At 70.2% G+C, this 12,362-nt stretch carries 14 protein-coding genes; 9 read left to right on the forward strand and 5 right to left on the reverse strand.

Annotated elements, in window-relative coordinates; all coding sequences use genetic code 11:
• A partial coding sequence (locus Q8O26_RS05730) for a glutamate--tRNA ligase family protein (RefSeq protein ID WP_305574372.1) occupies positions 1 to 495 on the reverse strand: 495 nt, incomplete at its 3' end.
• A 44-nt stretch (positions 496 to 539) separates the two neighbouring features.
• Here Q8O26_RS05730 and Q8O26_RS05735 point away from each other — a divergent pair.
• Positions 540 to 1,190 carry a DNA-3-methyladenine glycosylase gene (locus Q8O26_RS05735; RefSeq protein WP_371134468.1) on the forward strand — a complete coding sequence of 217 codons (651 nt, stop codon included), beginning with the start codon at positions 540 to 542 and terminating at the stop codon, positions 1,188 to 1,190.
• Positions 1,191 to 1,326: 136 nt separating this feature from the next.
• Complete coding sequence (locus tag Q8O26_RS05740) at positions 1,327 to 1,890, forward strand: HNH endonuclease (protein WP_305574624.1); 564 nt, start codon at positions 1,327 to 1,329, stop codon at positions 1,888 to 1,890.
• A 4-nt stretch (positions 1,891 to 1,894) separates the two neighbouring features.
• Here the strand turns inward: Q8O26_RS05740 and Q8O26_RS05745 are convergent, their stop codons facing one another.
• Positions 1,895 to 2,431 (reverse strand): disulfide bond formation protein B, encoded by a 537-nt coding sequence (locus tag Q8O26_RS05745; protein WP_305574376.1) that lies wholly within the window; start codon positions 2,429 to 2,431, stop codon positions 1,895 to 1,897.
• A 99-nt stretch (positions 2,432 to 2,530) separates the two neighbouring features.
• On the opposite strand from Q8O26_RS05745, the gene pgsA reads away from it, so the two are divergent.
• From pgsA to Q8O26_RS05760, 3 genes are read left to right on the forward strand one after another with little or no spacing between them, the layout of a single operon-like run.
• Positions 2,531 to 3,154, forward strand: a complete 624-nt coding sequence (gene pgsA, locus Q8O26_RS05750; RefSeq protein ID WP_305574378.1) for a CDP-diacylglycerol--glycerol-3-phosphate 3-phosphatidyltransferase — start codon at positions 2,531 to 2,533, stop codon at positions 3,152 to 3,154.
• Entirely contained in the window at positions 3,151 to 3,402 is a 252-nt protein-coding gene (gene moaD / locus Q8O26_RS05755) for a molybdopterin converting factor subunit 1 (protein WP_305574380.1), read from the forward strand. The genes pgsA and moaD overlap by 4 nt, the downstream gene beginning before the upstream one ends.
• A gap of 8 nt (positions 3,403 to 3,410) precedes the next feature.
• Entirely contained in the window at positions 3,411 to 4,517 is a 1,107-nt protein-coding gene (locus Q8O26_RS05760; RefSeq protein WP_305574382.1) for an MBL fold metallo-hydrolase, read from the forward strand.
• 3 nt (positions 4,518 to 4,520) lie between these two features.
• Here Q8O26_RS05760 and Q8O26_RS05765 read toward each other — a convergent pair whose 3' ends face one another.
• The 3 genes from Q8O26_RS05765 to Q8O26_RS05775 form a co-directional block, all read right to left on the reverse strand.
• On the reverse strand, positions 4,521 to 7,244 hold the full coding sequence (locus Q8O26_RS05765; protein ID WP_305574384.1) for a TIGR02302 family protein: 2,724 nt from the start codon (positions 7,242 to 7,244) through the stop codon (positions 4,521 to 4,523).
• A gap of 114 nt (positions 7,245 to 7,358) precedes the next feature.
• On the reverse strand, positions 7,359 to 8,303 hold the full coding sequence (locus Q8O26_RS05770; protein ID WP_305574386.1) for a threonine/serine dehydratase: 945 nt from the start codon (positions 8,301 to 8,303) through the stop codon (positions 7,359 to 7,361).
• Positions 8,304 to 8,352: 49 nt separating this feature from the next.
• Entirely contained in the window at positions 8,353 to 9,051 is a 699-nt protein-coding gene (locus Q8O26_RS05775) for a DUF429 domain-containing protein (RefSeq protein WP_305574387.1), read from the reverse strand.
• 46 nt (positions 9,052 to 9,097) lie between these two features.
• On the opposite strand from Q8O26_RS05775, the gene Q8O26_RS05780 reads away from it, so the two are divergent.
• The 4 genes from Q8O26_RS05780 to Q8O26_RS05795 all read left to right on the forward strand — a co-directional run bounded on the left by Q8O26_RS05780 (position 9,098) and on the right by Q8O26_RS05795 (position 12,352).
• Positions 9,098 to 9,778, forward strand: coding sequence for a transglycosylase domain-containing protein (locus Q8O26_RS05780; RefSeq protein WP_305574389.1), 681 nt, complete (start codon positions 9,098 to 9,100; stop codon positions 9,776 to 9,778).
• A 50-nt stretch (positions 9,779 to 9,828) separates the two neighbouring features.
• On the forward strand, positions 9,829 to 10,542 hold the full coding sequence (locus tag Q8O26_RS05785) for an AprI/Inh family metalloprotease inhibitor (RefSeq protein ID WP_305574392.1): 714 nt from the start codon (positions 9,829 to 9,831) through the stop codon (positions 10,540 to 10,542).
• Positions 10,543 to 10,650: 108 nt separating this feature from the next.
• Positions 10,651 to 11,442 (forward strand): enoyl-CoA hydratase/isomerase family protein, encoded by a 792-nt coding sequence (locus tag Q8O26_RS05790; protein WP_305574393.1) that lies wholly within the window; start codon positions 10,651 to 10,653, stop codon positions 11,440 to 11,442.
• 31 nt (positions 11,443 to 11,473) lie between these two features.
• Positions 11,474 to 12,352, forward strand: a complete 879-nt coding sequence (locus tag Q8O26_RS05795; RefSeq protein WP_305574395.1) for an SDR family oxidoreductase — start codon at positions 11,474 to 11,476, stop codon at positions 12,350 to 12,352.
• Positions 12,353 to 12,362: the final 10 nt, after the last annotated feature.

A 12,362-nucleotide genomic window follows, 5' to 3' on the forward strand; every position in this document is an offset into this window, starting at 1 on the left:
GAGGCGCTGGGCGTGGGGCTCGCCCGCCGCGACGCGCGACGCGGCTTCATCCGCCGGGACATGCCGGCCGCGGCCGGCATAGAGCGGCGCGCCGTCGGGGTCGGTCGGAAAGGGCCGTCCGGTCGCTGCCGCATCGGCGGCCGCCAGGGCCTTCAGTTCGCCCCGGCTCTCGAAGCTCGGATAGACGAGACCCATGGCGCCGAGCCGCGCCAGCATGGCGCCGTGGTCGGCGAGATGCTCCGACTGCCGCCGGAACGGCGTCTCGAAGGGCAGCCCGAGCCAGGCGAGGTCGGCGATCATCGCCGCCTCGAGGTCGGGCCGGCAGCGGCTGCGATCGATATCCTCGATGCGCAGCAGCAGCCGGCCGCCGAGCGCTGCCGCCATCCTCTCGTTCTCCAGCGCGCTATGGGCGTGACCGAGATGGAGCAGGCCGTTGGGGCTCGGCGCGAAGCGCAGGACCGGATGCCGGGCTTTCGGGTGATGGGCGAGCGCCATGGCTTCAGCCTATGGTCGAGACGGCGGCGGGGTGCAAGATGCCGATGAAATCCATCGAGACGGAGGACGACCTCGACGCGCGGCTGACCGCCCTCGCCGGCCGCTGCGAGGTCATGGCGCGTCTCCACGCCCGCCATGGACGCCCGCCGCTGCGGCGCCGGCCGGCCGGCTTCGAGGGTCTGGTCCATGTCGTGGTGTTCCAGCAGATCTCGATCGCGGCGGCGGCGGCGATCTGGCAGCGGACGATCGGCGTCTTCGGCGCGATCACGCCGGAGCGGTTCACCGCGGCGAGCGACGAGGACTACCGGGCCGCCGGCCAGTCACGGCCGAAGGTCCGGACGCTGCGCGCCGTCGCCGCGGCGGTATTGGACGGTTCGCTCGATCTCGACGGGCTCGCGGACCTGCCGGCGGAAGCGGCGGAGGCGGCGCTGGTGCGGGTCAGCGGCATCGGGCCCTGGACCGCGGAAGTCTATCTCCTCACCTGCCTCGGCCATGGCGACGCCTGGCCGGCCGGCGACGTGGCGCTGCAGGCGGCGGCGGCGGAGGCGCTCGGCCTGCCCTCCCGCCCCGACCGGGCGGCCATGGTGGCGATCGGCGAGCGCTGGCGGCCGCACCGGGCGGTGGCGGCGCGGCTGCTCTGGGCGCACTATGCCGCGCTGAGGCAGCGGGCGGCGGTTCCCGCCACGACGGCGTGATCGCAGGCCCTTTGGGCTTCACAAGAGCGACACGATCCCCATAGTATCGGTCAGTGCCTGAATTCGCGGCTCGCGAATCGCCGAGCTGCCCGATCGCAAGGAGTTCATCTTGACGGTCGCCGTATCGCCTGGGGACATGCCGGTCTCGGCCGCCATCTCCCCCGGTTCATGGCCGGCCCTTGTGCTCAACGCGGATTACCGCCCGCTGAGCTACTATCCCCTGTCGCTGTGGTCATGGCAGGATACGATCAAGGCCGTCTTTCTCGACCGCGTCACTGTCGTCTCGACTTACGAGAAGGCGATTCACTCGCCCAGCTTCGAGATGAGGCTGCCGAGCGTGGTGTCGCTGAAGACCTATGTGAAGCCGTCGCGCAACCCGGCCTTCACCCGGTTCAACGTCTTCCTGCGTGACCGTTTCCGCTGCCAGTATTGCGGCCATGGCGAGGAACTGACCTTCGACCATCTCGTGCCGCGCTCCAAGGGCGGCCAGACGACCTGGGACAACGTGCTGACCGCCTGTTCGCCGTGCAACCTGCGCAAGGGCTCGAAGTCGCTCAGGGAATCGGGATTGCAGCTGGGCCACCTGCCCTTCGCGCCCACCGTCCAGGATCTGCACAGCAACGGCCGGCTGTTCCCGCCGAACTATCTGCACGAGAGCTGGATGGACTATCTCTACTGGGACACCGAACTGGAGCCGTGAGGCTTCAGACGCGCTCGTGCGGCCGGCTCGCCGCTGCGAGCGCCACCAGCGCCAGTGCCGAGGCGATCAGCACGTTCCAGCCCGCCAGCGACAGGCCTAGGAAGCGCCAGCCGGCGACCGTGCAATCGGCCAGCGGCTTGGCGGCCTGCAACTGGCGCAGGAGATCGGCCGGGTTGCGGGCGATGGTTGTCGGCTGGGCGCAGGTCGTCGGTCCCTGCCAGAAGCCCCATTCGGCCCCGGCGTGATAGATGCCGAGCCCGGCGCCCCAGACCATCAGGGCGGCGAGGCCGAACAATCCCAGGCGGACGAAGGGAGCCGGCCAGCGGCGCCAGGCCATGAAGGCGACGAAGAACGCCGCCGGGACAACGGCGTAATAGGGATGGCGCTGCTGCAGGCAGAGCGGGCAGGGCGGCAGGCCGACCACGAATTCGAAAAAGAAGGCGCCGAGGATCGTGCCGATCGCGGCGGCGGCGACGAGCAGGGCGCCGGAAAGCCATGGCCGGCCGACAGCCCCGGCAACGAGCGTTGTGGTCTTGATCATGAGGCCGGTTCTAGCCGCTCACGACGTTCTGTCCAGTGGGAGCCCCTCGCACCGAGGGTTTCCATTGACCCGGCCGGCCCCCTCGTTCATCACAAGATCATGAGCTCGGCTGATCCGATCGCCCGCCCACGTCGGGGCGGCACCTACAGCGTTCCGAACCTTCTCACCTACGGTCGCGTCCTCGCCGTGCCGCTGGTGGCCGCCTGTCTCTTCGCCCAGGTCATCTTTGAAGGCGGGATATGGCTGCGCTGGGTCGCGCTGGCGATCTTCGTCATCGCCGCCATCACCGACTATTTCGACGGCTACCTGGCGCGCGCCTGGTCGCAGCACTCGGCCATCGGCCGGATGCTCGACCCGATCGCCGACAAGCTGCTGGTCGGCATCGTGCTGATGATGCTGGCCGCGGACGGCACGATCCTCGGCTGGTCGCTCTGGGCCGCCATGGTCATCCTGGCGCGTGAGATCCTGGTGTCGGGTCTGCGCGAATTCCTCGCCGAACTGCGCGTCTCGGTGCCGGTGACGCGGCTGGCGAAATGGAAGACGGCGCTGCAGCTCATCGCCGTCGGCTTCCTCATCGCCGGGCCCGCCGGCGACCAGATCGTCTCGGGCGTCACGATGGTCGGCATCGGGCTTTTGTGGTGCGCGGCGATCCTGACGCTCTATACCGGCTACGACTATTTCCGCGCCGGTGCCGGGCATCTGATCGAGGAGGACGAGCCATGAGGGTCCTCTATTTCGCCTGGGTGCGCGAGCGGATCGGCAAGCCGTCCGAAGATATCGAAGTCCCGGCCGATGTCGTCACTGTCGGCGACCTCGTCACCCATCTGATCGGCCGGGGCGAGGACTACGCCCATGCCTTCGAGAACCGCACGGTGATCCGCGCGGCGATCGATCAAGTCCACGTGAAGCCCGACGCGCCGCTGGCGGGAGCCCGCGAGATTGCCTTTTTTCCGCCCATGACCGGCGGCTAGCTGGCGCGATGAGCAGCTCGCAAGACCCCTCCCGCCGCAAGGTCAACCGCCGCCGCCTTCTCGGCGTTCTCGCCTCGGTCCCCGTGATCGGCGGTGCCACCGGCGCCGTCGCCTATCGCAGCCAGCCCTATTACGCGGGGCCGGTGAGCGACCATTTCGACGGCACCCGCTTCTTTGATCCCCACGGCATTCCCCCCAAGCCCCTCACCGACCTGCTGCGCTGGCAGTTCGGCGGCGACGAGCGGGCCCGCTGGCCGGAGAGCTGGCCGCTGGAGCGCACTGACGTGCCGCCACCGCGGGTCGAGGGTGACGCGATCCGCCTGTCCTATGTCGGCCACGCGACGATCCTGATGCAGACGCGCGGGCTCAACATCCTGTTCGACCCGGTCTGGTCGGAGCGGGTCTCGCCGGTCTCCTTCGCCGGGCCGAAGCGGGTCAATGCACCGGGCATCGCCTTCGAGGCCCTGCCGAAGATCGACCTCGTCCTGGTCAGCCACGGCCATTACGACCATCTCGACGTCGAGACGCTCTCCCGCCTCCAGGCCGTCCATCAGCCGCGGGTGATCACACCGCTCGGCCAGGATGCGATCATGAAGGCGCACGACCCGGCCATCCGGGCCGAGGCGCATGACTGGGGCGACCGCGTCGTGATCGGCAACGACATGGCGGTGCACCTCGCGCCGATGCGGCACTGGACCGCGCGCGGCCTTTTCGACCGGAACAAGGCGCTGTGGGCGGCCTTCGTCGTCGAGGCGCCGGGCGGCCTCGTCTATCACATCGGCGATACCGGCTACGGCGACGGGCACCATTTCCGCGAGGCGAAGCGCCGGTTCGGTGGCTTCCGCCTCGCCATCCTGCCGATCGGCGCCTATGAGCCGCGCTGGTTCATGCGCGACCAGCACATGAACCCGGCAGAGGCCGTGCAGGTGATGATTGATTGCGGGGCGCGGCGCGCCCTCGCCCATCACTGGGGAACGGTGCAGCTGACCAACGAGGCGATCGAGGAGCCGCGCGTGGCGCTGCATGCGGCGTTGGCCGAACGTGCGATCGCGCCCGACCTGTTCCGCGCCATCCGCCCCGGCGAGGCCTGGGACCTGCCGGCCGCCGAGGCCTGAGCGCTACTGGATCTGCAGGCCGCGCAACAGCCGCTCGATATAGTCCATCTCGATCTGCGGGCGGTCCTGCTCTGACAGGCGGCGGCGCAACTCTTCGAGAACCCGCTGGGCCCGCTGGGCGGCGCCCTCTCCGGCATTGGGAACGCGCACGTCGGAATTTTCATTCGCCTCACGGCCGCGGGTCGGGCGTCCGAGGGGATCGTAATCCTGATTGCCGGCCTGCCCCTGGCGACCGCCCGGCTGGCCGGGCTGGCCCGGCTGGCCCGGGCCCTGGCCCTGGCCCTGGCCCTCCTGCATCTGCTGGGCGAGGCCCTGGGCACCCTGCTGCAGGCTGCGCAGGGCGCGGCCCTGGGCATCGGTGGCGCCCTGTCCGTTGCCGCGGCCGAGCGCCTCTTCCGCCTCGCGCATGGCGCGGCCGGCATTGCCCATGCCCTCCTGCGCCTGACGGCCGGCATCGGATTGACCCTGTCCCTGCCCTTGGCCCTGGCCTTCTCCCTGCTGTCCCAGCTGCTCGCGCAGCTGGTCGAGGAGTTCGCGGAGCTCGCGCTGGGCGTCGCCGAGCTGGCCGTAACCCTGTTCGCCCTGCTGTCCCTGTTCGCCCTGCTGGCCGGGCTGCTGCTGGCCCTGTTGCCCCTGCTGGCCGCGCTGGCCGGGGCGCTGCTGGCCCCGCTGGGCGCGACGCTGTTCCTGGTTGCGGCGGAACGTGTCGTCGCGCAACTGCTGCTGGCGGCGGATCATGTCGGCGAGACGGTCGAGCGGGCCCTCGCCCTGCTCACCCTGTTCGCCGTTCTGGCCCTGCTGCTGCTGTTGCTGGCGGCCGGCCTGCAGGCCCTGCAGCATCTGCTGCAATTCCTGCATCAGGCGCTGGGCCTGCTCGCGGGCGCCGCTGCGCGCGAGGTTCTCGATGCGGTTGAGCATGTCGCGCAGGTCCTGCGGGCGGACCTGGCGGGAATTGGGGTCGCGTTGCGCCTGCTGCTGCTGTTGGTTGCCGTCCTGGCGGTTGCGCATGGCCTGTTCGGTCAGTTCGCGCATCAGCCGGTCCATGGCCTGGCGCAGATCCTGCGACAGCCGGCGGATCTCCTCCTCTGACGCACCGCGCTCGATGGCCTGGCGCAGCCTTTCCGCCGCCTGGGCGACAGAGCGCTCGGCCTCGGAGACGTCGCCGTCCTCCATGCGCACCGCGATGTCCCAGAGATAGTCCATGACCTCCCGCAGCGCCGCGTCGTTGCGGGCGCGGACGAGGCGGAAATAGGCAGTGCGCAGACCGAGATAGACCGGGGTCTCCATGCCGAACCGGTCGGGCGCCGTCGTCAGCGCCTCCAGCGCGCGGGCGACGCGCGGCGCGGCCTTGGCGTCGAGGGCGAGGATGCGGCGCTGCTCGACGAGGACGCGCGGTATGGGCTTCGAGAAGACGCGGGCCGGGAGGGTGCCGTAGACGGTCTCCGAGAAGCCCTCGTTGCCGGCATCGTCCTTCGCCCTAAGCCGCACCGCCACCTGCAGGCCGGCGAAGGGGTGGGCGACGAAATCGCGCGACGTCTGGCTGCTCCCCGTGCGGGTGCGCGCCTGGGGCAGGGTCAGCGGCAGCGGCGGCAGCTCGGCGAGAGGCCGGGCGCCCTCGCGCTGGAGGGCGAGGGCGGAGGGCGCGAGCGACAGGGTCGCCTCGGCTTCCTTGACGCCGTAATCGTCCTCGACCTTGTAGGAGAGGACGAACTGGTTGCGCTGGTCGGTCTGCGGCGCGCGCTCGAAGGCGATGGTCGGCGCGGTGTCGGCGATGGCCTCGAAACGCCAGGTCAGCGGCTGGGCCCCGGTTCCGGTCACCTGGAGCGTACCGTTCTGGCTGATCGTCCAGCGGGTTTCCGCGAGATTGGCCTGGGTCTGGCTCGCTTGGGCCGGAGCCGGCGCATCGGCGGCACGCTCGGGCACCGGTGCGGCGGCGACACCGCCCTCCGGCTTGATAGCGACATCGGCGAGGCCGGCGACGCGCAGGGTGATGACGGAGCCCGCCGGCACCCGGAAGATGTCGGGCTCGGCCGCCGCGGCCGCGGTGACGGGCGGAGCGGCGTCCTCGGCGACGCGGCGGGTCGGCAGGATCACCGGCGGACGGGCCGTATAGGCCGGCGGGGTGACCCAGGCGTCGATGCGGTAGTTGACCGGCACGGGCGGCGCCCGCCAGTCGAAGGCCGTCATCAGACGCTGGGTGCGCTCGTCGCCGGCGAGGAAATAGGCGGGGACGATGAGCAGCAGCGCCAGGGCGCGGATGGCATAGCGATCGAGACTGGGCATGCGCGGCGTCGGAATGCCGGTGCGCAGCCGGCCGGCCGCGGCGGCGACCCGGGCGCGGTGTTCCTCCCAGAGCGCCTTGGCGAAAGGATCATCGGACGTCGCCAGATCATCGTTCAGCGCCGTCGCCGGACGGTGGCCGCCCTCGGTGGCCCGGTCGATGCGGCGCAGCGCCTCCTGATCGGAGGGGCGGCGGATCGTCACCAGCGGCCAGGCGGCGAGCAGCAGCAGGCCGAGGACGAACAGGACTCCACCGAAACGCGCCCAATAGGGCACGACCTGCCAGAAGCCGAGCCAGGACACGGCGAGGACGCCGCCGAAAATGGCGAGGAAGAGGACGAGACGCGGCCAGACCCGTTCCCAGAGGATGACGAGCTTGGCGCGATCGATCGCGTGACCGAGAGCGAGCTGATGTTCGTTGGGGGCCCGGGGCCGATCCCTGTTCATGCCGTCGCTCAAGATCCGCTCCGGTTCGAGGTCTCCTGCAAATTTCAGGCTAACACGCTAGGTCGCAAAAACCACCATTTCATGGCAGCCGGCCGATCACGGATCGTTCAGCGCTCAGGCGTCCGTGACAAGACCAGAAAGCGCGGCGAGATCGACATTGGCGCCGCAGGCGAGAACGCCGACCCTTTCGCCCGGAGCCGGCTCATAGGCGCCGCAGACAAGGGCGGCGAGGGCCGCCGCGCCGCCCGGTTCGCTCGCCGCCCGCAGGCCGAGCCAGAGCCGCTTCTGGGCGTCGCGGATGGCAGCGTCGGGGACGAGCGCGACATGGTCGACATAGGCCGCCGCCGTCGCGTGGACACGGGCGAAGACGTTGCGGGCGCCGAGCGAATCGGCGGCAATGGACTGGACGTCGACATCCACCGGGCCGCCGGCGGCGAGCGCGGCATGGAGCGCCCGCGAGCCCTCGGGCTCGACGCCGACCACCTTGACCCGCCGGTCGAACCACCGCGAGATGCCGCCGATCAGACCACCGCCGCCGACCGCCACCAGGACCGTGTCAAGGCCGCCGGCATCCTCCTCCCACTCCAGGCCGACCGTTCCCTGCCCCGCCATGGTCGGCCAGGCGTCATAGGCATGGACGGAAAGGGCGCCGGTCTCGGCGGCATAGGCCTCGCAGGCGGCCAGAGCGTCGGAATAGCGGGCGCCGCCGACGATGAGGGCGGCGCCGGTCTCGCGGATGCGGGCGATCTTCGCCGGCGAGGAGATCTCGGGCACGAAGATGCGGGCGGGCAAGCCGAGGGTCGCCGCCGCATGGGCGACGGCGATGCCGTGATTGCCGCCCGAAGCGGCGCAGACGCCGGCCGCCGGCATGGGTCCGGCGAGCAGGGTGTTGAAGGCGCCGCGGGCCTTGAACGTGCCGGTCACCTGCAGGAATTCGAGCTTCATGACGACGGGGACGGGCGTGCCGAACGTGTCCGCGCTCAGGGTCATGGTCGGCGTGCGGCGCACCCGCCCCGCGATACGTTCATGGGCGGCGCGGATATCGTCGGTGGTGAGCATGGTCGGGTCCTGATGGGAGGGGCACGGGAGCCCAGTTCGGCCGGTGCGGTCAAGCCCAGATGGCGACGGGCAGGCCATGCGCGTCGCGGGCCGGAGGGCTGGGAAACGACAAGGCTGTGCCGGCATGGAGGCGGCGGGCGACGAGGGCGCAGACGCAGGCGTCGAGGAAGTCGTCCGGTTTCGCGCCCCACTCGACGGGGGCATCCAGGAACGCTGCCGGGAAGCCGTGGCGTTCCAGCAGGTCCCGTCGTTCGCGCAGGCCCTGAGGCTTGGATTTCGGGAAGAGCATGGGCGCCTCATCATTGGCGCGCCAGAAGGCCACTTCCGGATGCGTTTCGAAAACCCGCGCAAGCAACGAGGCGTCGTTCCGCAGGAGCGAATCGATCTGCCTGATCTTGGGAAACAGGAAGAAGGCCTGCTTCGAGATTTTCCGAGGCGGATCAGATGTGGCCTCGGCGAGGCGGCACGCTTCGGGATAGTCCAGCGCATAAACTGCGCTGCGCGAGGGAACCGAAAACACCGACGACCTGCGACCACCCAAGACGACGCGAGCGGCTGTTTCGGCACCCCGGCCGCCCGGTCCGGCGCGCTCGGGCAGGCCGATCGGCATGTCCACGGCGATTTTTTCGACACCGGTGGTCAGATCGGCGAAGTTTCGCGTTATCGTGACGCCTGGCGTCAGCGGACCCTCGGCAGCGATGGTCACGGCGATCCAGCCGGCGGGGCATCCGTCGACGCCGCGCACCATCGCCCGCTCCCCGCCGGGGATGGGCGTCACCTCGTTCCGGATGGCCATGATCCGCCTCCTGCGCCGTTTCGTGCTCGCTGCCGTCCTGCTGGCCCTGACGCCGCTGGTGCTGACGGTCCTCTATACGGTCGTGACGCCGGTCTCGACACGCATGATCTGGCGCATGGTGACGCTGCAGGGCTACGAGCGGAGCGTCGTGCCGCTGGAGGCGGTGGCCCGCGCCGTGCCGGCGGTGCTCATCGCCTCGGAGGATGCCCAGTTCTGCCGCCACCGCGGCGTCGACTGGCGCGAACTCATGGCGGTGATCGAGGACGAGGACGGCCCGTCGCGCGGCGCCTCGACCCTGCCGATGCAGGTCGCCCGCAACCTCTTTCTCTGGCAGGGTGACACCGGTTTAACGGCGATCATCCGCAAGGGGCTGGAAATTCCGCTCGCCCTGATGATCGACCTCGTCTGGTCGAAGCGGCGGATGATGGAGATCTATCTCAACATCGCGGAATGGGGGCCGGGCGGCGAATTCGGCATCGAGGCAGGCGCCAGACGCGCCTTCGGCAAGCCGGCATCGCGCCTGACCATGGCCGAGGCGGCGCTGCTGGTGTCGATCCTGCCGAACCCGATCCGCCGCGACGCGCGGGCGCCGTCGACCGGCGTCCGGCGCAAGGCGGCCATCATCTCCCGCCGGGCCGGGGCGGCCGACACGGCCTGTCTCGGGCTGGCGGCGTCATGACCAGGGCCATCCGGTGGACGCGCCGGGCAAATCGCGCTTCTAATCCGGGCATGCTGCAAGCCATCGTCCTGCTGGTCATTCTGCTGATCCCGGCCGCCGCCGCCCGCGCCCAGGCGCCGGCGGCCCAGCCCGATGCCGCACTGACCGAGAGGGCCGTCGGCGCCTGGGAACTCTCCAACCCGGCGGGCACCCGCAAATGCGCCGTCACTTTCAGGGCCGACAGGGCGGGGACCGCAAGGGCCCTGTCCTTCGGCGAGGGCTGCGTCACGACCTTCCCGGCGGTCGCGACGATCGTCGCCTGGTCGGTGGGGCCGAGCGGGTCGATCCGCTGGATCGACAGGACGGGCCAGCCGGCCTTCGATTTCGAGGAGACCGAGGTCGGCATCTTCGAATCGCTGCGGCAGGGCGATCCCAACGTCTATTTCCTGACGAGCCTCGCCCTCGCCGGCAAGACACTGCCGACCGCCGAGGAGATCATCGGCGCCTGGAGCCTCGGCCAGCCCTCGGGGCGCAGCCTCTGCGCGCTCCTGCTGAAGCAGGAACTGGCGGCCGGTGCGGGGGCGCTGGAGCAGCGCTTCGCCGTGGATGTCGCCGCCGGATGCGAGCGCTCCATCGCCGCCCTCGGCCTCTCCCACTGGCGGCTCGATCGGGAATTGCTGGTCTTCGGCGGCCGGACGGGCACGCTGTCGTTCAAGCGGGAGGACGACGGCCGCTGGACCAAAACCCCGCCCGACAGCCGCCCCCTGGTCCTGTCCCGGCCCTGACGGCACCGCCCGAATTGGGGACTGGCGTTTCGCCGCCCGATTTCGTCCACTGAAACGATGCTTCGTCCGCGCTCCGGGCCCGGACCTCCATGACAGGAAGGACTGACCATGACCGCGACGACCGTCGAACCCTCGGTGCGTGTCGAAAGGGACGGGGCCGTCGCGACCCTCGTGCTCAACGAGCCGAAATCGATGAACGCCATGTCCGCCGGGATCAAGGCGGGGATCGAGGACCATCTGCCGGCGCTGCTCGCCGATCCGGAGGTCCGCGCCATCGTCATCACCGGAACGGGGCGGGCCTTCTGCGCCGGCGGCGACATCCGGTCGATGGACGACCGCGGCACGCTCACGGTCAGGGCCCGCATGACGCGGACCTACCGGTGGCTCGTCCCGCTGCTCACCGCCGACAAGCCGGTAATCTGCGCCGTCAACGGGGCCGCGGCGGGCGCCGGCCTGTCGCTGGCGCTCACCGGCGACCTCATCGTCGCCTCGCGCGACGCGCGCTTCAAGGCGGGCTTCCCCGGCCTCGGCGCAGCAGCCGATCTCGGCCTCGCCTATACGCTGCCGCGGGCCGTCGGCTACCAGCGTGCCAGCGATATCCTGCTGACCAACCGCGAGGTATCCGCCGAGGAGGCGCATGCCATGGGTCTGGTGGCGCGACTCACCGAACCGGAGGCGCTGATGGCGACGACGATGGAACTGGCGCAGGCGCTCGCCCGCGGCCCCACCGTGTCGCTCGCCCTGACCAAGCGGCTGATGCGCCGCGCCTACGAGCTGCCGATCGAGGGGTTTCTCGAAGCCGAGGCCCTGTCGCAGGCTGTCGCCTTCGGCAGCGCCGATTTCGACGAGGGCGTGGCGGCCTTCAAGGGCAAGCGAAAGCCGGACTTCAAGGGCCGCTGAGACGGCACCGGACGAGCCGAGGGAGACGACGATGTTCAAGGACGGGCTGCTCGCGGGCAAACGCATTCTCGTCACCGGCGGTGGCACCGGGCTCGGCCGGGAGATGACGGAGGATTATCTCCGGCTTGGCGCGACGGTGCATATCTGCGGCCGCCGCCTCGGCGTGCTCGACGAGACCGCGCGCGAACTGATGGACCGCCACGGCGGCAAGGTCATCACCCATTCCGTCGACATCCGTGTCGCCCAGGCGGTGGAGGAGATGATCGAGGAGATCTTCGCCGCGGGGCCGCTGACCGGCCTCGTCAACAATGCCGCCGGCAATTTCATCAGCCCGACCAAGGACCTGTCGCCGCGTGGCTTCGACGCCATCGCCGGCATCGTCTTCCATGGCTCGTTCTACGTGACGCTGGCCTGCGGCAAGCGCTGGATCGCCGGCGGCCACAAGGCCTCGGTCATCTCGATCCTGACCACCTGGGTGTGGAACGGCGGACCCTTCACCGTCCCCTCTGCCATGTCGAAGGCCGGCATCAACGTCATGACCCAGTCGCTGGCCGCCGAATGGGGACGCTACGGCATCCGCCTCAACGCCGTCGCGCCGGGCCCGTTTCCGACCAAGGGTGCCTGGGAGCGGCTCAATCCGGGCCTCGCCGCCGAGCAGGACAAGGGCCGCGCGGGGAGCCCGATGGGCCGCAACGGCGAGATGCAGGAGCTGAAGAACCTCGCAACCTTCCTGATGGCCGACGGCTGCGAGTACCTGACCGGCCAGACCATCGCCATCGACGGGGCCCGCTACAATGCGACGGGCGGCAATTTCTACAACCTCGCGACGCTCTCCGACGCCGAATGGCAGGCGATGAGCGAGATGATCCGTGCGGCGAACGAGAAGGACCGGGCCAGCCGCACGGCCTGAGGTCCACCGT

The sequence above is a fragment of the Phreatobacter sp. genome, assembly GCF_030691135.1.
Classification (GTDB): Bacteria; Pseudomonadota; Alphaproteobacteria; order Rhizobiales; family Phreatobacteraceae; genus Phreatobacter.

Excerpts from the sequence above, each read along its gene's own strand:
- Q8O26_RS05735 (WP_371134468.1), top strand. The coding sequence starts at position 540 with ATGAAATCCATCGAGACGGAGGACGACCTCGACGCGCGGCTGACCGCC.
- Q8O26_RS05740 (WP_305574624.1), top strand. The coding sequence starts at position 1,327 with ATGCCGGTCTCGGCCGCCATCTCCCCCGGTTCATGGCCGGCCCTTGTG.
- Q8O26_RS05745 (WP_305574376.1), bottom strand. The coding sequence starts at position 2,431 with ATGATCAAGACCACAACGCTCGTTGCCGGGGCTGTCGGCCGGCCATGG.
- pgsA (WP_305574378.1), top strand. The coding sequence starts at position 2,531 with ATGAGCTCGGCTGATCCGATCGCCCGCCCACGTCGGGGCGGCACCTAC.
- moaD (WP_305574380.1), top strand. The coding sequence starts at position 3,151 with ATGAGGGTCCTCTATTTCGCCTGGGTGCGCGAGCGGATCGGCAAGCCG.
- Q8O26_RS05760 (WP_305574382.1), top strand. The coding sequence starts at position 3,411 with ATGAGCAGCTCGCAAGACCCCTCCCGCCGCAAGGTCAACCGCCGCCGC.
- Q8O26_RS05765 (WP_305574384.1), bottom strand. The coding sequence starts at position 7,244 with ATGAACAGGGATCGGCCCCGGGCCCCCAACGAACATCAGCTCGCTCTC.
- Q8O26_RS05770 (WP_305574386.1), bottom strand. The coding sequence starts at position 8,303 with ATGCTCACCACCGACGATATCCGCGCCGCCCATGAACGTATCGCGGGG.
- Q8O26_RS05775 (WP_305574387.1), bottom strand. The coding sequence starts at position 9,051 with ATGGTGCGCGGCGTCGACGGATGCCCCGCCGGCTGGATCGCCGTGACC.
- Q8O26_RS05780 (WP_305574389.1), top strand. The coding sequence starts at position 9,098 with ATGATCCGCCTCCTGCGCCGTTTCGTGCTCGCTGCCGTCCTGCTGGCC.
- Q8O26_RS05785 (WP_305574392.1), top strand. The coding sequence starts at position 9,829 with ATGCTGCAAGCCATCGTCCTGCTGGTCATTCTGCTGATCCCGGCCGCC.
- Q8O26_RS05790 (WP_305574393.1), top strand. The coding sequence starts at position 10,651 with ATGACCGCGACGACCGTCGAACCCTCGGTGCGTGTCGAAAGGGACGGG.
- Q8O26_RS05795 (WP_305574395.1), top strand. The coding sequence starts at position 11,474 with ATGTTCAAGGACGGGCTGCTCGCGGGCAAACGCATTCTCGTCACCGGC.